The 19,438-nt window shown below is 71.9% G+C and carries 16 protein-coding genes; 14 read left to right on the forward strand and 2 right to left on the reverse strand.

What is annotated here, in order from left to right; genetic code table 11:
• Both ACIG0D_RS23605 and ACIG0D_RS23610 read right to left on the reverse strand, forming a co-directional pair.
• Nucleotides 1–1,383: an FAD-binding oxidoreductase gene (locus ACIG0D_RS23605; RefSeq protein ID WP_399804181.1), complete on the reverse strand. Its 1,383-nt coding sequence runs from the start codon at nt 1,381–1,383 to the stop codon at nt 1–3.
• 70 nt (nt 1,384–1,453) lie between these two features.
• A complete protein-coding gene (locus ACIG0D_RS23610; protein ID WP_365766582.1) occupies nt 1,454–3,256 on the reverse strand; it encodes a glycoside hydrolase family 15 protein in 1,803 nt (600 codons plus the stop codon).
• A gap of 519 nt (nt 3,257–3,775) precedes the next feature.
• Between ACIG0D_RS23610 and ACIG0D_RS23615 the strand changes: the two genes are divergently transcribed.
• The 14 genes from ACIG0D_RS23615 to der all read left to right on the forward strand — a co-directional run bounded on the left by ACIG0D_RS23615 (nt 3,776) and on the right by der (nt 19,334).
• Nucleotides 3,776–5,434: a CTP synthase gene (locus ACIG0D_RS23615; protein ID WP_399804183.1), complete on the forward strand. Its 1,659-nt coding sequence runs from the start codon at nt 3,776–3,778 to the stop codon at nt 5,432–5,434.
• A gap of 98 nt (nt 5,435–5,532) precedes the next feature.
• Complete coding sequence (locus ACIG0D_RS23620; RefSeq protein ID WP_399804185.1) at nt 5,533–6,159, forward strand: NUDIX domain-containing protein; 627 nt, start codon at nt 5,533–5,535, stop codon at nt 6,157–6,159.
• 256 nt (nt 6,160–6,415) lie between these two features.
• Nucleotides 6,416–8,503, forward strand: coding sequence for a tetratricopeptide repeat protein (locus ACIG0D_RS23625; RefSeq protein WP_399804187.1), 2,088 nt, complete (start codon nt 6,416–6,418; stop codon nt 8,501–8,503).
• A gap of 131 nt (nt 8,504–8,634) precedes the next feature.
• The gene (ald, locus tag ACIG0D_RS23630; RefSeq protein WP_399804190.1) at nt 8,635–9,759 is read left to right on the forward strand and encodes an alanine dehydrogenase; all 1,125 of its coding nucleotides are present in this window, start codon (nt 8,635–8,637) and stop codon (nt 9,757–9,759) included.
• Nucleotides 9,760–10,161: 402 nt separating this feature from the next.
• Nucleotides 10,162–11,298, forward strand: a complete 1,137-nt coding sequence (locus ACIG0D_RS23635) for a ParA family protein (protein ID WP_165997161.1) — start codon at nt 10,162–10,164, stop codon at nt 11,296–11,298.
• Nucleotides 11,283–11,846: a hypothetical protein gene (locus ACIG0D_RS23640; RefSeq protein ID WP_399804193.1), complete on the forward strand. Its 564-nt coding sequence runs from the start codon at nt 11,283–11,285 to the stop codon at nt 11,844–11,846. Before ACIG0D_RS23635 ends, ACIG0D_RS23640 begins: the two co-directional genes overlap by 16 nt.
• Before the next feature lie 18 nt (nt 11,847–11,864).
• Nucleotides 11,865–12,935: a segregation and condensation protein A gene (locus ACIG0D_RS23645; RefSeq protein ID WP_399804196.1), complete on the forward strand. Its 1,071-nt coding sequence runs from the start codon at nt 11,865–11,867 to the stop codon at nt 12,933–12,935.
• Between the two features lie 56 nt (nt 12,936–12,991).
• Nucleotides 12,992–13,561, forward strand: coding sequence for an SMC-Scp complex subunit ScpB (gene scpB / locus ACIG0D_RS23650; protein ID WP_399804726.1), 570 nt, complete (start codon nt 12,992–12,994; stop codon nt 13,559–13,561).
• Entirely contained in the window at nt 13,561–14,673 is a 1,113-nt protein-coding gene (locus tag ACIG0D_RS23655) for a pseudouridine synthase (protein WP_399804198.1), read from the forward strand. The genes scpB and ACIG0D_RS23655 overlap by 1 nt, the downstream gene beginning before the upstream one ends.
• 178 nt (nt 14,674–14,851) lie before the next feature.
• Nucleotides 14,852–15,214 (forward strand): chorismate mutase, encoded by a 363-nt coding sequence (gene aroH / locus ACIG0D_RS23660; protein ID WP_399804200.1) that lies wholly within the window; start codon nt 14,852–14,854, stop codon nt 15,212–15,214.
• Nucleotides 15,211–16,296: a prephenate dehydrogenase gene (locus ACIG0D_RS23665; protein WP_365763950.1), complete on the forward strand. Its 1,086-nt coding sequence runs from the start codon at nt 15,211–15,213 to the stop codon at nt 16,294–16,296. Before aroH ends, ACIG0D_RS23665 begins: the two co-directional genes overlap by 4 nt.
• Nucleotides 16,297–16,438: 142 nt before the next feature.
• Complete coding sequence (gene cmk / locus ACIG0D_RS23670; protein WP_365763952.1) at nt 16,439–17,134, forward strand: (d)CMP kinase; 696 nt, start codon at nt 16,439–16,441, stop codon at nt 17,132–17,134.
• Nucleotides 17,131–17,778 carry a lysophospholipid acyltransferase family protein gene (locus ACIG0D_RS23675; protein WP_399804205.1) on the forward strand — a complete coding sequence of 216 codons (648 nt, stop codon included), beginning with the start codon at nt 17,131–17,133 and terminating at the stop codon, nt 17,776–17,778. The genes cmk and ACIG0D_RS23675 overlap by 4 nt, the downstream gene beginning before the upstream one ends.
• A gap of 77 nt (nt 17,779–17,855) precedes the next feature.
• Entirely contained in the window at nt 17,856–19,334 is a 1,479-nt protein-coding gene (gene der / locus ACIG0D_RS23680) for a ribosome biogenesis GTPase Der (protein WP_399804207.1), read from the forward strand.
• Nucleotides 19,335–19,438 lie beyond the last annotated feature (104 nt).

The following is a 19,438-nucleotide window of genomic DNA, read 5'->3' on the forward strand; positions in this document are numbered from 1 at the left end:
TCAGGTGGGCCTGATGTTGTGGTTGAAGCGGAACACGTTGTCCGGGTCCCAGCGGCGCTTCAGCAGGCCGAGCCGGGCGGCGTTCTCCGTGCCCAGGCCCGCCCGGACCCGGTCGGCGCCCTCGTCGCCGATGAAGTTGAGGTAGACCGCGCCGGTGGTCCAGGGGCGGACGTGCTCCCGCACGTCGCGGACCCACGGGATGCACCGCCGGTCGTCGGCGGGGTCCGCCCAGATGCCGAAGGGGTGCACGGCCCAGGGCGAGTCCCGGTAGGGGACCGGGTACTCGGCGGGGCCGTCGGCGATCGCGCCGCCCAGCGGGAACAGCACATGCTGGGTGCCGGTCGGCACCGGCATGGTCTGCGCGAGGGCGCAGAACACGTCCACGAAGTCGTCCGGGGCGCCCGTCAGATACTCCGCCGACCAGTAGTTCCGCATCCCCGGCGGATCGTCGATCATGCACTGCACGTCGGCGTACGGCATCGCCCCGACCACCTCCGACTCGTGCGGCAGCGCCCGCAGCGGCTCGGCGACCTTGCGCAGATCCTCCTCCGGGCCCGCGTACGTCAGCAGCACCACGCACACCAGGCTGCCCACCAGGTGCGGCGGCACGAACTCCTCCGGAGGCGCGGTGAGGTACAGCAGGCCGCCGCTCGCCTCCACCGGCCCGGACTCGAGGACGTCCCGGTAGGTGCGCACCACCTGCCGGCCCGCCTCCGGGCGGAACAGCAGCAGCGCGATCGAGAACTCGGGCAGCTCGTGCAGCCTGAGGGTGAGCGCGGTGGCCACGCCGAAGTTGCCGCCGCCGCCGTGCAGCGCCCAGAACAGGTCCGGGTTCTCGTCCGCGCTCGCCCGCACCCGCTCACCGTCGGCGGTGACCAGTTCCACGCCGAGCAGATTGTCCAGCGCGAGCCCGCACCAGCGGTCCAGCCAGCCGCTGCCGCCGCCCAGCACGAAACCGCCCACCCCGGTCGTCGAGGCCCGCCCGCCGGTGGTGGCCAGGCCGTACGGCTGGGTGGCCCGGTCCAGATGGCTCATGGTGGCCCCGCCTTCCACCCGGACCGCCTCGGCGCCCGGATGGACGGTGACCCCGTGCATCCGGCGCAGATCCACCACCAGCCCGTTGTCGTTCAGCGCCATCCCGGCCACGCTGTGCCCGCCGCCGCGCACCGCGATGTTCAGGTCCAGCTCCCGGCCGAACCGCACCGCGCGCACCACGTCGTCCTCGTGCGCGCACTGCGCGATCACCGCCGGGCGGCGGTCGATCATGGCGTTGAACACGGTCCGGGCCTCGTCGTACCCCGCGTCCCCCGGTGCGAACACGTCACCGGCCAGATCCTCGCGCAGCGCGGCCAGGGCCGTGCCCGCCTTCGAGAGGGAAGCCATGGCCGCCCCCTTTCCGCACAGGGGGTTCGGGTACCTCCCAGCCTAGGCGGGCCCGGCCCGGGCGGCTCGGTCAGCCGCCGTACGCGCCCGAGGCCGTCAGTCGCAGCGCCGTGTCGATCAGCGGGACGTGGCTGAACGCCTGCGGGAAGTTGCCGACCTGGCGCTGCAGGCGCGGGTCCCACTCCTCGGCGAGCAGGCCGAGGTCGTTGCGCAGCGACAGCAGCTTCTCGAACAGCTTGCGGGCCTCGTCGACCCGGCCGATCATCGCGAGGTCGTCGGCCATCCAGAACGAGCAGGCGAGGAAGGCGCCCTCGTCGCCGGGCAGGCCGTCGACGCCCTCGTGGTCGCCCTGGGTGGGGTAGCGCAGGATGAAGCCGTCCGGGGTGGACAGCTCCCGCTGGATCGCCTCCACGGTGCCGATGACCCGCTTGTCGTCCGGGGGCAGGAAGCCCACCTGCGGGATCAGCAGCAGCGAGGCGTCCAGCTCCTTCGAGCCGTACGACTGCGTGAAGGTGTTGCGCTCCTTGTCGTAACCCTTCTCGCACACCTCGCGGTGGATGTCGTCGCGCAGCTCCTTCCAGCGCTCCAGCGGGCCGTCCGCGTCACCGGACTCGATCAGCTTGATCGTGCGGTCGACGGCGACCCACGCCATCACCTTGGAGTGCACGAAGTGGCGGCGCGGACCGCGCACCTCCCAGATGCCCTCGTCGGGCTCCTGCCAGTGCTTCTCCAGGTAGCTGATCAGCTTCAGCTGGAGCAGCGAGGCGTAGTCGCTGCGCGCCAGGCCGGTCATGTGGCCGAGGTGCAGCGCCTCGGTGACCTCGCCGTACACGTCCAGCTGGAGCTGGTGCGCGGCGCCGTTGCCGACCCGGACGGGAGCCGAGTTCTCGTAGCCGGGCAGCCAGTCCAGCTCGGCCTCGCCCAGCTCGCGCTCGCCGGCGATGCCGTACATGATCTGGAGGTTCTCCGGGTCGCCGGCGACCGCGCGCAGCAGCCACTCGCGCCAGGCGCGGGCCTCCTCGCGGTAGCCGGTGCGCAGCAGCGAGGACAGGGTGATCGCCGCGTCCCGCAGCCAGGTGTAGCGGTAGTCCCAGTTGCGGACGCCGCCGATGTCCTCCGGCAGGGAGGTGGTCGGGGCGGCGACGATGCCGCCGGTCGGCGCGTACGTGAGCGCCTTCAGCGTGATCAGGGAGCGGATCACCGGCTCGCGGTAGGGGCCGTGGTACGTACAGTGCTCGACCCACTCCCGCCAGAACTCCTCCGTCGCCTCCAGCGACTGCTCCGGCTCCGGCAGCGGCGGCGCCTCCTTGTGCGAGGGCTGCCAGGAGATGGTGAACGCGATCCGCTCGCCCGGCGAGACCGTGAAGTCGGAGTAGGTCGTCAGCTCCTTGCCCTCGGTCTCGACGTGGGTGTCGAACCACACCGAGTCCGGTCCGGCCACGGCGACCGTGCGGCCGTCGTGCTTGTGCACCCACGGCACCACCCGGCCGTACGAGAACCGCATCCGCAGCGCCGACCGCATCGGGACCCGGCCCGAGACGCCCTCCACGATCCGGATCAGCTGGGGCGCGCCGTCACGCGGCGGCATGAAGTCGATCACCCGGACCGTGCCGCGCAGGGTGTCCCACTCCGACTCGAGGATCAGCGAGTCGCCGCGGTAGCTGCGCCGGGCCGCGGCGGGCGGCTCGGCGTCGGCGGGGTGCGCCGGGCCGATCCGCCAGAAGCCGTGCTCCTCCGTGCCCAGCAGACCGGCGAAGATGGCGTGCGAGTCGAAGCGGGGCAGGCACAGCCAGTCGACTGTGCCGTCCCGGCAGACCAGGGCAGCGGTCTGCATGTCTCCGATGAGTGCGTAGTCTTCGATGCGCCCGGCCACGTGCTAACTCCAGTCGAACGGCCACGTAGCCCCGAACAGAGGGGGCTTTCGCTAGTGCGGTCAAGGGGTCGTTGTAGTGCGTCGTTGAGCTGTGAAGCAAAACCGTCGCCGAGCCGTTGGCGCCGGACGACAGTCGTCACTCAACGATCTGACGAGCTCTCGTTGTTCCGGTTTCTTACGGGCGGGGGTGGTGCCGTTCGGCCGGCGGGCTCGGCAGCGAGTGTCCGAGCAGGATACGACGCACGTAGATGATCCGCGTCCCGCTCCGGACAACCCGATTGCGCCGAACGAGTGAGCAGTGGGTGAGGAATGGGTGAGTGGTTCACGTCCGTGGCGGGCCGTGCGCAGAGCGTCGCCGGGCGCCATCCCGCCGTGGCGCTGATACCCTGGTAGCCCGTGGACCGGTGGGCGTAGAACCCCCGAACCGCAGCGACGGCTCCTCCAGTAAAACCCGGTGCCACCGGGCAGGGAAGCCGTACCGCACCCCCAGACCGAGACCACGGGAGCCCCCCTTTGGCCATGCCGCCCAAATCCACGACGACCAAGCACATCTTCGTCACCGGGGGTGTCGCCTCCTCGCTCGGCAAGGGCCTGACCGCCTCCAGCCTCGGGATGCTGCTGAAGGCGCGGGGCCTGCGCGTCGTCATGCAGAAGCTGGACCCGTACATCAACGTCGACCCGGGCACGATGAACCCCTTCCAGCACGGTGAGGTGTTCGTCACCAACGACGGTGCCGAGACCGACCTGGACATCGGTCACTACGAGCGTTTCCTCGACCGCGACCTCGACGGCTCCGCCAACGTCACGACCGGCCAGGTCTACTCCACGGTGATCGCCAAGGAACGCCGCGGCGAGTACCTGGGCGACACGGTCCAGGTCATCCCGCACATCACCAACGAGATCAAGCATCGCATCCGCAGGATGGCGGCGGAGGACGTCGACGTCGTCATCACCGAGGTCGGCGGCACCGTCGGCGACATCGAGTCGCTGCCGTTCCTGGAGACCGTCCGCCAGGTCCGCCACGAGGTCGGCCGGGACAACGTCTTCGTGGTGCACATCTCCCTTCTGCCCTACATCGGCCCGTCCGGCGAGCTGAAGACCAAGCCGACCCAGCACTCCGTCGCCGCCCTGCGCAACATCGGCATCCAGCCCGACGCGATCGTGCTGCGCTGCGACCGCGAGGTCCCGACCGCGATCAAGCGGAAGATCTCGCTGATGTGCGACGTCGACGAGGCCGCCGTCGTGGCCTGCCCCGACGCCCCGTCGATCTACGACATCCCGAAGGTCGTCCACGCCGAGGGCCTCGACGCCTACGCCGTCCGCAAGCTGGACCTGCCGTTCCGTGACGTGGACTGGAGGACCTGGGACGACCTGCTCGACCGCGTCCACAACCCGCAGCACGAGATCACCCTCGCGCTGGTCGGCAAGTACATCGACCTGCCCGACGCGTATCTGTCGGTGACCGAGGCGCTGCGCGCCGGCGGCTTCGCCAACCGCACCCGCGTCAAGATCAAGTGGGTCACCTCCGACGACTGCCGCACCTCGGCCGGCGCCGCCGAGCAGCTCGGTGACGTGGACGCGATCTGCATCCCCGGCGGCTTCGGCGACCGCGGTGTCTCCGGCAAGGTCGGCGCGATCCAGTACGCCCGCGAGAACAAGATCCCGCTGCTGGGCCTCTGCCTGGGTCTTCAGTGCATCGTGATCGAGGCCGCGCGCAACCTGGCCGGCATCCCCGACGCCAACTCCACCGAGTTCGACCCGGCCACCGCCCACCCGGTGATCTCCACCATGGCCGAGCAGCTGGACATCGTGGCCGGCGAGGGCGACATGGGCGGAACGATGCGCCTCGGCATGTACCCGGCGAAGCTGGCCGAGGGCTCCATCGTGCGCGAGGTGTACGACGGCAAGGAGTACGTCGAGGAGCGGCACCGCCACCGGTACGAGGTGAACAACGCGTACCGCGCGGAGCTGGAGAAGAAGGCGGGCATCCAGTTCTCGGGCACCTCCCCGGACGGCAAGCTGGTCGAGTACGTGGAGTACCCCCGTGAGGTCCACCCGTACCTCGTGGCCACCCAGGCACACCCGGAACTGCGGTCCCGGCCGACCCGCCCGCACCCGCTGTTCGCGGGCCTGGTGAAGGCGGCCGTCGAGCGCAAGACGGCGAAGACGGGCAACTGACACAACGGTTGTACGGTGGCCGGGGTGCGTCCTTCTCGACGAGGACGCGCCCCGGCTTTTTCCGTACGTCTTCTTCTGCACATCTGGAAGGACAGGGCATGACGATCAAGGACACCCCCGAGGAGTGGGAGATCCGGGCCACGGACACCCCCTTCGTGGGCAACAAGACCTCCGTCCGCACCGACGACGTGGTCATGCCCGACGGGACGGTGGTCCGCCGCGACTACCAGGTGCACCCCGGCTCGGTCGCCGTCCTCGCCCTCGACGACGCCGACCGCGTTCTGGTGCTGCGCCAGTACCGGCACCCGGTGCGCCAGAAGCTGTGGGAGATCCCGGCCGGCCTGCTCGACGTGCCCGGCGAGAACCCGCTGCACGCCGCGCAGCGCGAGCTGTACGAGGAGGCGCACGTCAAGGCCGAGGACTGGCGGGTGCTGACCGACGTCTACACCACGCCCGGCGGCTGCGACGAGGCCGTGCGCATCTTCCTCGCCCGGGAACTCGCCGAGGCCGAGGGCGAGCGCTTCGAGGTCGAGCACGAGGAGGCCGACATGGAACTGGAGCGCGTGCCGGTCGACGACCTCGTGCGCGGCGTGCTGGCCGGCGAGCTGCACAACAACTGCCTCGTCGTGGGCGTCCTCTCCCTGGTCGCCGCCCGCGCGGGCGAGGGCCTGGACGCCCTGCGCCCGGCGGAGGCACCCTGGCCGGCGCGGCCGTTCGCGTCCTGAGCCACGCCGCCTCGGCGACGCCGCCTGATCCCGCGTGCCGCCCCGCCCACCCTCCCCGGTGTGACCATCGCCTGATCCGATCGGGGGACGTCCTCGTCGTGCTCCCCACGGATCGTCGCAGAGCGTGAACTAGGCTCTTCGCGAGTGAGCCGAAGGGGCGTGCCCCGGTGGCCGGTGAGTCGAAAAGAGCAGGTTGGAAGGCCCGTACCGGGGTCCCGGCGGGCTGTGCGCGTGTGGTGGGACGGGAGCGTGGCCCGTGACGGATCAGGCGGTGGACGCAGGCGGCGTGGAGCTGTCGGGACACACGTCGCAGGGGAACGAGTTCCTGGGCCGGACGCGGGAGTTGAAGGAGCTGCGCGCGGACATCGAGCGCGCGGGACTGGACACCCTGGCCGGCCGGAAGGCGCCGCGCGCCCGGGTGCTGCTGATCGCGGGCCGGCCCGGTTCCGGCCGCACCGCGCTCGCCGAGGAACTGGTCCGGCAGGTCGCCGACCGCTACCCGGACGGGGTGCTGCGCGCCCGGCTCAGCGAGCCGGACGGCACCGCCGTCCCGGTCGGGCGCGCCGCCCGTGACCTGCTCGCCGAGCTGGAGCTGCCGGCCCCGGCCGGTGCCGCCGAGGACGATCTCGCGGCGGAGTTCCGCACGGCCCTCGCCTCCCGCCGGGCCGTCCTGCTGCTGGACGACGCCGCTGACGCCGAGCAGGTGGACGCCCTGATTCCGGACACCCCGGAGTGTCTGGTCGTCGCCGTCTCCCAGGGGCCGCTCACTGGGATCGCCGACGTCCGTCCGTGCACCCTGGGCGGACTGGACACCAAGTCGGCCGTGGAGCTGCTGTCCCGGCTCACCGGCTCGGTGCGGATCACCGTCGACCCGCGGGCCGCCGAGCAGCTCGTCGAGGAGTGCCAGGCCCAGCCCGCCGCGCTGGTGCTGGCCGGCGGCTGGCTTGCGGCCCGTCCCAAGGCGGCCGTCGCCGACCTGGCCAAGCATCTGCGCGCCGAGGACGACGAGGAGACCGCGGGCACCCCGCTCAGCCGGGTCTTCCGGCTCGTCCACGGCTCCCTGCCGGCTCCCTCCGCCCGGATACTGCGTCTGCTCGCCCTCGCCCCCGCCGGGCACGTCGACCCGCACACCGCCTCCGCGCTCGCCGGCTGCTCGGTCAGCACGGCCCGCGCCATCCTGGACGACCTCGTCGACCGGGGCCTGCTGCGGCCGGTGGCCTCGCCGCTGCCGCAGTACGACGTGCCGGGCGCCCTGCACCCGCTGCTGCGCGCCCTCACCGAGACCCACGACAAACCGGCCGAGCTCCAGCTGGCCCGGGCCCGGATGCTGGAGCGGACGGTACGGCTGCTCCAGTCCTGCCGGGCGATCACCGAGACGGACTCCCCGCACGCCCGCGCCAAGCTGCTCGGGATGCCGCGCTCGCTGCGCTTCCCCAGCCCGCGGGCGGCGGCCGACTGGCTGCGCATCCGCCGGCCCGCCCTGCTCGCCGCGGCCCGCCTCGCGGTCGCCGACGGGGAGCTGGACACGCTGGCCCGGCGGCTGCTGTCCCAGCTGGTGCGGACCCTGGTCGCGCACTTCGGCACCCAGGCCGCGGCCCCCGACCTGTACGGCATCCACCAGCTCGTCCTCGACGTGGCCGAGCGGCAGAGCCTGCCCCGGGAGCGGGCGGCGGCCCTGCTGAACCTGGCCGATCTGGACGCCCAGACCGGCCGTACCGCCGAGGCGCTGGTCCGCTACCGGGCCGCGCTGGACGCCGGACGCGAGGCGAACGACCCGTATGCGACCGGCCGCGCGATGGAATCCGTAGGCGGTGCCCACGAGGAGCTGGGCGACTACGACCGCGCCGCCGACTGGTACGGCCGGGCGCTGGTCCAGCGCCTCGCCCGCGACGAGCGCGCCGACGCCGCCCGGCTCTACGGCCGGATCGCCGCCGCCCACACCTACGCGGGCCGCTACGGCGAGGCCGTGCGCAACTGGCGGGCGGCCGTCGCCGGCTACCGCAAGCTCGGCGATGTCGCGGCGCACGCGCGGGCGTTGAGCGAACTCGCCCGGGTGCAGGAGTACGCGGGACGGCCCGAGGAGTCGCTGCGCACCTGCCAGGAGGCGGTGGAGTGGGCGCGCCGCGCGGAGGACGTCCGGTTGCAGGCGGCGCTGCACCTGCGGATCGCCGACACGCTGGACCATCTCGGCGATCCGCTCGCGGCCGGACTGCACCGCAGCGCGGCCGAGCGCATGCTGGGGGAGGAGCTCCAGGAGACCGAGCAGGAGGGCGATCCGGAAGATCCACAGCCGGAACACGCGGCTAACGCCTGCGAAATCCGCAGTACATCCGCTGAAGATTGATGCAATGAAAGGCTAGACAGCGGGAACACCTTCATTAGACTGGCTCTGCCGCACGTTCTCCTGCGGTGTCTCCCGGTGTGCCCTGTACATCCGGGTATGTCGCGTACTACACCCCCTCTGAGCCAAGGACCGTGATCGACGTGAAGGTCGGCATCCCCCGCGAGGTCAAGAACAACGAGTTCCGGGTGGCCATCACCCCCGCCGGCGTGCACGAGCTGGTGCGCAACGGCCACCAGGTCGTCATCGAGCGCAACGCCGGCGTCGGCTCCTCGATCACGGACGAGGAGTACGTCGCCGCAGGTGCCGAGATCCTCGACACCGCCGACGAGGTCTGGGCCGCCGCCGACCTGCTGCTGAAGGTCAAGGAGCCGATCGCGGAGGAGTACCACCGCCTTCGCAAGGACCAGACCCTCTTCACCTACCTGCACCTGGCCGCCTCCAAGGAGTGCACGGACGCCCTCATCGAGTCCGGCACCACCGCCATCGCCTACGAGACGGTCGAGCTGCCGGGCCGCGGCCTGCCGCTGCTCGCCCCGATGTCCGAGGTCGCGGGCCGCCTGGCCCCGCAGGTCGGCGCCTACCACCTGATGCGCGCCAACGGCGGCCGCGGCGTGCTGCCCGGCGGCGTCCCGGGTGTCACCCCGGCCAAGGCCGTCGTCATCGGCGGCGGCGTCTCCGGCTGGAACGCCACCCAGATCGCCGTCGGCATGGGCTTCGACGTGACCCTGCTGGACCGCGACATCAACAAGCTGCGCGAGGCCGACAAGATCTTCGGCACGAAGGTCAAGGCCGTCATGTCCAACTCCTTCGAGCTGGAGAAGGCCGTCCTCGACGCCGACCTCGTCATCGGCGCCGTCCTCATCCCGGGCGCCAAGGCCCCGAAGCTCGTCACCAACGAGCTGGTCTCCCGGATGAAGCCCGGAAGTGTCCTTGTCGACATCGCGATCGACCAGGGCGGCTGCTTCGAGGACTCCCGTCCGACCACGCACGCCGAGCCGACCTTCCAGGTCCACAACTCGATCTTCTACTGCGTCGCCAACATGCCCGGCGCCGTCCCGAACACCTCCACCAACGCCCTCACCAACGCCACGCTGCCGTACATCGTGTCGCTGGCCAACAACGGCTGGGTCGAGGCGCTGCGCCGCGACCCCGCGCTCGCCAAGGGTCTCAACACCCATGACGGCAAGGTCGTTTACAAGGAGGTCGCCGAGGCGCACGGCCTGGAGCACGTCGAGCTCGAGTCGCTGCTCGGCTGACCGGCGAGTTCAAGTCATCTGTAGGTAAAAGGCGATACGTCAACAGGTGTCGTCAACCGCGAGCACACGGCCGGACCTTGCCCGACAAGGTCCGGCCGGATGTGTGTATGGTCACTTTGCGACACTCGGTCAACTCGCCTCGAACGTATCCCTTTAACCGATTCGCACACCCGCAAAACCTGCCGTGCGACGCCCGTACGCCCTTGACAGCGGGATGTTTCATTGCCGACACATCGGGCCGGGTCCGGCGGATTGTGTTGCTGCGGACGCCCGACACGCCATAGAGTCGCCGAACGTCGGCATGGTGCCACGCTGACCTTGTCTAGAAGTTTCCTGGTCACCAAGGAGGTAAGACGACTTGTGAATGAGTCGACATTTTCTCCCGGGGGTGGTCAACCAGGAATGCCTACGCGGGGCCAGGGCCCCACGGGGCTCGAGGCTGTCGGCTCCGTCGCTGTCCGAACCTTCGCAGCCCACCAGAGCCAAGCCAGCCCCCACATGGCTCAGACAGCACCCCAGAGCATGGATGGCCATCACGTGAACGCCATTGCCGGCGACGGAAGTGGCGCGCCCCACAACCACTTCGCCGACTACGAGGAACTGCCCGAGGGGCACTTCTACGACCCCGACGCCGAGTACGAGCCCGACCCCGAGTACGCGGCCACGCTCGCGCCCGACGCGGCCCGCCAGCGCCGGGAGCGCATCGGCCCGACCGGACGGCCGCTGCCGTACTTCCCGATCCCGGGCCCGCTCACCGACCACGGCCCCGCGAAGATCATCGCGATGTGCAACCAGAAGGGCGGCGTCGGCAAGACCACGTCCGCCATCAACCTGGGCGCCGCGCTCGCGGAGTACGGCCGTCGTGTGCTGCTCGTGGACTTCGACCCGCAGGGCGCGCTGTCGGTCGGACTCGGCGTCAACCCGATGGAGCTCGACCTCACCGTCTACAACCTGCTCATGGAGCGGGGCATGTCGGCCGACGAGGTGCTGCTGAAGACCGCGGTCCCCAACATGGACCTGCTGCCCAGCAACATCGACCTGTCGGCCGCCGAGGTCCAGCTGGTCTCCGAGGTCGCCCGCGAGTCGTCGCTGCAGCGCGCGCTCAAGCCCCTGCTGCCCGACTACGACTACATCGTGATCGACTGTCAGCCCTCGCTCGGCCTGCTCACGGTCAACGCGCTGACGGCCGCTCACAAGGTGATCGTGCCGCTGGAGTGCGAGTTCTTCGCCCTGCGCGGTGTGGCGCTGCTGACCGAGACCATCGAGAAGGTCCAGGAACGGCTCAACCCGGAGCTGGAGCTCGACGGGATCCTCGCCACGATGTACGACTCGCGCACCGTGCACAGCCGAGAGGTGCTCGCGCGGGTCGTCGAGGCGTTCGACGACCACGTCTACCACACGGTCATCGGGCGCACGGTCCGCTTCCCGGAGACCACGGTCGCCGGTGAGCCGATCACCACGTACGCCTCCAACTCCGTCGGTGCCGCCGCCTACCGCCAGCTCGCCAGGGAGGTGCTCGCCCGGTGTCACGCCGAGTGAGTCTGCCGGGGGCCGACGAACTGTTCCGTACGACAGGGGGAATGGCACTCCAGCCGTCCACTCCCCGGCGCCCGGCGAGCGGCGAGCCCCGGGTGCCGGCGCCGGCCGGGGAGGGCGACGCGGCCCTCGCGGACGACGCCCCGCAGGCCGTGCCCGCGCAGGGCGGTGACGGCGACGGCGCCGAGCACATGCCCGCGGAGCCGGACGCGGCCGAGGCGGGCGAGTCCCGCAGCCGGGCCGCCGCCGCGGAGCGCGCCCCCCGGCGCCAGCCGGCGCAGGAAGGTTCTGCCGCGGCCACGCCCCGCAAGCGGGGACGGACGGCCACGCGGCGGCCGAGCGGACGTGAGCGGCACGACGAGAAGATCACCGTCTATGTCTCCGCCGAGGAGCTGATGGACCTGGAGCACGCGCGTCTCGTGCTCCGCGGCGAGCACGGGCTCGCCGTCGACCGGGGCCGGATCGTGCGCGAGGCCGTGGCCGTCGTGCTCGCGGATCTGGAGACCCGGGGGGACGCCAGCATCCTCGTACGGCGGCTGCGGGGCCGGTAGCGGTAGCCTGCGGGGGCTATGACCTCGTACGACGCTCCTGGGCCCCCTTCCTCCGGCGGTGCCGGTCGTCGGCGTGCGCTGGGGAGGGGGCCGGGGGCTGCGGCGGTGGAGCCGGAGGAGGTCCCCGCGAAGGCTCCGGAGACGAAGCCCGAGGACGCGGAAACCGAGGTCGCGAATTCCGAGATCGCGAATTCCGAGGTCGCGGAACCCGAGGACGCGGCGCCGGAGGCCACGGCGTCCGAGGTCGCGGACTCGCCCGTCCAGGAGGCCGAGGCCTCCGACGGTGTCTTCAAGGTGCGGCTCGCCAACTTCGAGGGCCCGTTCGATCTGCTGCTCCAGCTGATCTCCCGGCACAAGCTGGACGTCACCGAGGTCGCGCTGTCCAAGGTGACCGACGAGTTCATGGCGCACATCCGGGCGATGGGCCCGCACTGGGACCTGGACCAGACGACCGAGTTCCTGGTCGTCGCGGCCACTCTGCTGGATCTGAAGGCCGCTCGGCTGCTGCCCGCCGCCGAGGTCGAGGACGAGGCGGACCTGGCCCTGCTGGAGGCCCGGGACCTGCTGTTCGCGCGGCTGCTCCAGTACCGCGCGTACAAGCGGATCGCCGACATCTTCAGCGAGCGGCTGGACGAGGAGGCCCGGCGCTACCCGCGCACCGTCGGCCTCGAACCCCAGCACGCGGAGCTGCTGCCCGAGGTGGTCATCAGCATCGGCGCGGAAGGGTTCGCGAAGCTCGCCGTCAAGGCGATGCAGCCGAAGCCGAAACCGCAGGTGTACGTCGACCACATCCACGCGCCGCTCGTCAGCGTGCGGGAGCAGGCCGGGATCGTGGTGGCCCGGCTGAGGGAGCTGGGCGAGGCGAGTTTCCGCGCGCTGGTCGAGGACACCGACGACACCCTCACCGTGGTGGCCCGGTTCCTGGCGTTGCTGGAGCTGTACCGGGAGAAGGCGGTGGCTCTGGAGCAGGAGACCGCCCTCGGGGAACTGCTGGTGCGCTGGACCGGCGGGGACGGGGACGACCGGCCCCTGGTGACCGACGAGTTCGACCGGCCGCCCGAGCAGCCGAAGGAGGAGGAGAAGGCGTGACGAGCGAGGAGACGGTCGCCGCACTCGATCTCAAGCCCGCCCTGGAGGCCGTGCTGATGGTCGTGGACGAGCCCGCCACCGAGGAGCACCTGGTGAAGATCCTGGAGCGGCCCCGGCGGCAGGTCGCCGACGCGCTGCGGGAGCTGGCCGACGAGTACGCCGTGCAGGGCCGCGGGTTCGAGCTGCGGTTCGTCGCGGGCGGCTGGCGCTTCTACACCCGTCCCGAGTACGCGCCCGCCGTCGAGCGGCTCGTCCTGGACGGTCAGACGGCCCGGCTCACCCAGGCCGCGCTCGAGACGCTTGCGGTCGTCGCCTACCGCCAGCCGGTCAGCCGCAGCCGGGTCTCCGCGGTGCGCGGGGTCAACTGCGACGGCGTCATGCGCACCCTCCTCCAGCGCGGTCTGGTCGAGGAGGCGGGCACGGAACCCGAAACAGGTGCGATCCTGTACAGGACGACGAACTACTTCCTGGAGCGGATGGGCCTGCGCGGTCTGGACGAGCTCCCGGAGCTCGCGCCCTTCCTCCCGGAGGCGGAGGCGATCGAGGCCGAGACCCTGGAAGGCGTGCCGTCGTTCGATCCGGACGCTCCGGACTCCGAGGACGCAGACGACAAGACGGAACTTTGATGCGAAGCAGCAGCGGCAGGAACAGCAGCGGAAACAACGGCGGGAGCCGTGGTGGCAACAGCGGCGGCCGCGGCGGGAGTGGCGGTGGTCGCGGTAACTTCCGCGGCGCCGGCAACAACCGCGACGACAAGCAGGGCAGCGGCCGGCCGAAGAGGCCCCGCCCCGAGGAGCGGCGCTACGACGTGGGCCCGGGGGCCACCAAGGACGGCCCCAAGGCGGGGCGCGGCGGCGCGGCCAAGGGCGGCACGCAGGGCGCCAAGAAGCCCCAGCGCGGCCGTACGGCCCCGGCGCGCTCGCGGGAGTACGAGGCCCGGATCGAGGAGCGCAACCGGGAGCGGTACGCGGGCCGCAAGGACGTCAAGCTGCCCAAGACCTTCCCCGGCGCCGAGCAGGAGGGCGAGCGGCTGCAGAAGGTGCTCGCCCGCGCGGGCTACGGCTCCCGCCGCGCCTGCGAGGAGCTGATCGAGCAGGCCCGGGTCGAGGTGAACGGCGAGATCGTCCTCGAGCAGGGCAAGCGGGTCGACCCGGAGAAGGACGAGATCCGGGTGGACGGGCTGACCGTGGCCACCCAGTCGTACCAGTTCTTCTCGCTGAACAAGCCGGCCGGCGTCGTCTCCACCATGGAGGACCCGGAGGGGCGGCAGTGCCTCGGCGACTACGTCACCAACCGCGAGACCCGGCTCTTCCACGTGGGGCGTCTCGACACCGAGACCGAGGGCGTCATCCTGCTCACCAACCACGGCGAGCTGGCCCACCGGCTGACGCACCCGAGGTACGGCGTCAAGAAGACCTACCTCGCCGCGATCACCGGGCCCATCCCGCGGGACCTGGGCAAGCGGCTGAAGGACGGCATCCAGCTCGAGGACGGCTACGCCCGCGCGGACCACTTCCGGGTCGTCGAGCAGACCGGCAAGAACTACCTCGTCGAGGTCACCCTGCACGAGGGCCGCAAGCACATCGTGCGCCGCATGCTCGCCGAGGCCGGCTTCCCGGTCGAGAAGCTGGTGCGCACCGCCTTCGGCCCGATCACCCTGGGCGACCAGAAGTCGGGCTGGCTGCGGCGGCTGTCCAACACGGAGGTCGGCATGCTGATGCGGGAAGTCGATCTCTAAAGCGGAAAGCACAAAGCACACCGCACTGCCGGGCCGGGGCCGCCACGCCCCGGCCCGCGCACGCGGGCGCCGCCACACCCAGGCGTCTCAGGACGCGGGCGGCGAGGGCCCGGCGCGCTCCGGCTGACTAGGCTGGACGGACGCACAGCCAGCACGCACATCAACGAGGAGCAGCGCCGTGGCGGTACGAGCGGTCCGGGGGGCCGTCCAGCTGGAGCGGGACGAGGCCGAGCACATGGACGCGCAGGTCGGAGCCCTGCTCACCGCCATCCTGGAGCGGAACGGCCTCACCACCGACGACCTGATCAGCATCTGGTTCACGGCCACGCCGGACCTGCACAGCGACTTCCCGGCCGCCGCCGCCCGCAAGCTCGGCATCGTCGACGTCCCGCTGATCTGCGCCCAGGAACTCGACATCCGGGGGGCCATGCCCCGCGTGGTCCGCGTCCTCGCCCACGTCGAGACCGACCGGGCCCGCGCCGACGTCAACCACGTCTACCTCGGCGCCGCCGCCGCTCTGCGCAAGGACATCGCCCAGTGAGGACCGCACTCGTCATCGGCACCGGCCTGATCGGCACCTCCGCCGCCCTGGCCCTGGTGCAGCGGGGCGTCACCGTCCACCTCGACGACCACGACCCCGAGCAGGCCCGCACCGCCGCCGCGCTCGGCGCCGGCACCGACGAGGCGCCCGACGGGCCCGTCGACCTCGCCATCGTCGCCGCCCCGCCCGCCCATGTCGCCGCCGTCCTCGCCGACGCCATGCGGCGCGGGGTCGCCCGCGGCTACGTCGACGTCGCCAGCGTCAAGGGCGGACCGCGCCGCGAGCTGGAGGCGCTCGGCCTCGACCTGTCCGCGTACATCGGCACCCACCCCATGTCCGGCCGCGAGAAGTCCGGGCCGCTCGCCGCCACCGGCGACCTCTTCGAGGGCCGCCCCTGGGTCCTCACCCCGACCCGGGACACCGACACCGAGGTGCTGAACCTCGCCCTGGAGCTGGTCTCGCACTGCCGGGCCGTCCCCGTCGTCATGGACGCCGACGCCCACGACCGCGCCGTCGCCCTCGTCTCGCACATGCCCCACCTGGTGTCCAGCATGGTCGCCGCGCGCCTGGAGCACGCCGAGGAGGCCGCCGTACGGCTGTGCGGGCAGGGCATCCGGGACGTGACCCGGATCGCCGCCTCCGACCCCCGGATGTGGATCGACATCCTCTCCGCGAACCCGGGGCCGGTCGCCGACCTCCTCGCGGACGTCTCCGCCGACCTCGACGAGACGGTCCGCGCCCTGCGCGCCCTGCAGTCCTCCGACGAGGCCAAGCGCCGGGAGGGCGCCGCCGGCATCGAGGACGTGCTGCGGCGCGGCAACGCGGGACAGGTCCGCGTGCCCGGCAAGCACGGCTCCGCGCCGCGCGCCTACGAGGTCGTGGCCGTGCTCATCGACGACCAGCCGGGGCAGCTGGCCCGCATCTTCGCGGACGCCGGGCAGGCCGGGGTCAACATCGAGGACGTACGCATCGAGCACGCGACGGGGCAGCAGGCCGGTCTGGTCCAGCTCATGGTGGAACCGAAGGCGGTGCCGGTGCTGACCGCGGCGCTGCGGGAGCGGGGCTGGGCGATCCGGCAGTAGGGCCTTTGGGAGCGCCCGGCCGGCATCACGCGGGGGTACCGGGCGGGCGCTCGTCCGGATGGGGGACGCGCACCCAGTAACCTTGTCGGGGGCGTCTACCCGCCCCGACCTCCGCCACCCCGCACCAGGAAGGTGTCCCCCCGTGGAAAACGGCGCCGCCCGGACCGTCCCGTCAGTGATCGTCGCCATCGACGGCCCCTCCGGCACGGGCAAGTCGAGCACGTCGAAGGCCGTGGCCGCCCAGCTCGGCCTCAGCTACCTGGACACCGGCGCCCAGTACCGGGCGATCACCTGGTGGATGGTGACCAACGGCATCGACCTCGACGACCCGACGGCGATCGCCGCCGTGGCCGGCAAGCCGGAGATCGTCTCCGGCACCGACCCGGCCGCCCCGACCATCACGGTCGACGGCGTGGACGTCTCCGGCCCGATCCGCACCCAGGAGGTCACCTCCAAGGTGAGCGCGGTCAGCGCGGTCCCCGAGGTGCGGTCCCGGATCACCGAGCTGCAGCGGTCCATCGCGGCCTCCGCCGAGAACGGCATCGTCGTCGAGGGCCGGGACATCGGTACGACGGTCCTGCCGGACGCCGACCTCAAGATCTTCCTCACCGCCTCCCCGGAGGCCCGCGCCGCCCGCCGCAGCGGCGAGCTGAAGGGCGCCGACGTCAACGCCACCCGCGAGGCCCTGCTCAAGCGGGACGCGGCCGACTCCAGCCGCAAGACGTCCCCGCTGGCCAAGGCCGACGACGCGGTCGAGGTGGACACCACCGACCTCACGCTGGCGCAGGTCATCGAGTGCGTGGTCACCCTCGTCGAGGAGAAGCGGGCCGGGAAGTGAGCGACGCTCCGTCGGCGCGGGGCGCCGAGGTCGGGCGGCGCATCGGCGTCGGCCTGATGTACGGGCTGTGGCGGCCCCGGGTGCTCGGCGCCTGGAGGGTCCCGCCGACCGGTCCGGTGATCCTCGCGATCAACCACGCGCACAACATCGACGGCCCGATGGTCATGGGCGTGGCGCCCCGGCCGACGCACTTCCTGATCAAGAAAGAGGCGTTCGTCGGGCCGCTGGACCCCTTCCTGACCGGCATCGGCCAGCTGAAGGTGGACCGCGACTCCACCGACCGCACCGCGATCACCCGGGCACTGGGCGTGCTGGAGAACGGCGGGGTGCTGGGCATATTCCCGGAGGGCACCCGCGGCGAGGGCGACTTCGCCGCGCTGCGCGCCGGGCTGGCCTACTTCGCGGTCCGCAGCGGGGCGCCGGTGGTGCCGGTGGCGGTGCTGGGAAGTTCCGACCGCCCCGGACGGTTGATAAAGGCGCTGCCGCCGCTGCGCAGCCGCATCGACGTCGTCTTCGGCGACCCGTTCCAGGCGGGCGACGGCTCGGGGCGGCGCACGCGCACGGCGCTGGACGAGGCGACCGAGCGCATCCGCAAGCAGCTCACCCTGCACCTGGAAAACGCCAGGCGCCTGACCGGGCGCTGAGCGACACTTGAGTAGTGGATCACCCCGAACCGGGGCACTCCACCGATCACCACGATGAACGACGAGGTACGGACTTCATGAACGACCAGATCCAGCCCGGCGGCTCGGACGGCTTCGAGCACGACCACGGGGCGCTCGGCGACGCCGAGTACGCGGAGTTCATGGAGCTCGCCGCGGAAGAGGGCTTCGACGTCGAGGAGGTCGAGGGCGCCATCGAGGCGGCCGGGCACGGCCCGCTGCCCGTCCTCGCCGTCGTCGGCCGGCCCAATGTCGGCAAGTCGACCCTGGTGAACCGGATCATCGGCCGCCGTGAGGCGGTCGTCGAGGACCGGCCGGGCGTCACCCGCGACCGCGTCACCTACGAGGCCGAGTGGGCGGGCCGCCGCTTCAAGGTCGTCGACACCGGCGGCTGGGAGCAGGACGTCTTCGGCATCGACGCCTCCGTCGCCGCGCAGGCCGAGTTCGCCATCGAGGCCGCCGACGCGGTGGTCTTCGTCGTCGACGCCAAGGTCGGCGCCACCGACACCGACGAGGCCGTCGTCCGGCTGCTGCGCAAGGCGGGCAAGCCCGTCGTGCTGTGCGCCAACAAGGTCGACGGCCCGAGCGGCGAGGCCGACGCGGCCTATCTGTGGTCCCTCGGCCTCGGCGAGCCGCACCCGGTCTCCGCGCTGCACGGCCGCGGCACCGGCGACATGCTGGACGCCGTCCTGGAGGTGCTCCCGGAGGCCCCCGAGCAGACCTTCGGCACCGCCGTCGGCGGCCCGCGCCGCATCGCCCTGATCGGCCGCCCGAACGTCGGCAAGTCCTCGCTGCTGAACAAGGTCGCGGGCGAGGAGCGCGTCGTCGTCAACGAACTGGCGGGCACCACCCGCGACCCGGTCGACGAGCTGATCGAACTCGGCGGCGTCACCTGGAAGTTCGTCGACACGGCCGGCATCCGCAAGCGGGTCCACCTCCAGCAGGGCGCCGACTACTACGCCTCGCTGCGCACCGCGGCGGCGGTGGAGAAGGCCGAGGTCGCGGTCGTCCTGATCGACGCCTCCGAGTCGATCTCCGTGCAGGACCAGCGGATCATCACCATGGCCGTGGAGGCGGGCCGCGCGCTCGTCATCGCGTTCAACAAGTGGGACACCCTCGACGAGGAGCGCCGCTACTACCTGGAGCGGGAGATCGAGACCGAGCTGGGCCAGGTCGCCTGGGCGCCCCGGGTCAACGTCTCCGCGCGCACCGGCCGGCACATGGAGAAGCTGGTCCCGGCGATCGAGACCGCCCTCGCGGGCTGGGAGACCCGGGTGCCGACGGGCCGGCTGAACGCCTTCCTCGGCGAGCTGGTCGCCGCCCACCCGCACCCGATCCGGGGCGGCAAGCAGCCGCGCATCCTGTTCGGCACCCAGGCCGGCACCAAGCCGCCGCGGTTCGTGCTCTTCGCGTCCGGCTTCATCGAGGCGGGCTACCGCCGCTTCATCGAGCGCCGGCTGCGCGAGGAGTTCGGCTTCGAGGGCACGCCGATCCACATCTCGGTGCGGGTGCGCGAGAAGCGCGGCAAGAAGAAGTGACGTCATGACGAGAGGGGCGGGGCCGGGCGGGGCCCCCCCCCCCGGGGGGGGGGGGTGGGGGGGCGGCGGGGGGCCCCCGGGGGCGCGCGCCGCGGCGCGGGCCG

The organism is Streptomyces sp. NPDC052773, assembly GCF_044547145.1.
Classification (GTDB): Bacteria; Actinomycetota; Actinomycetes; order Streptomycetales; family Streptomycetaceae; genus Streptomyces.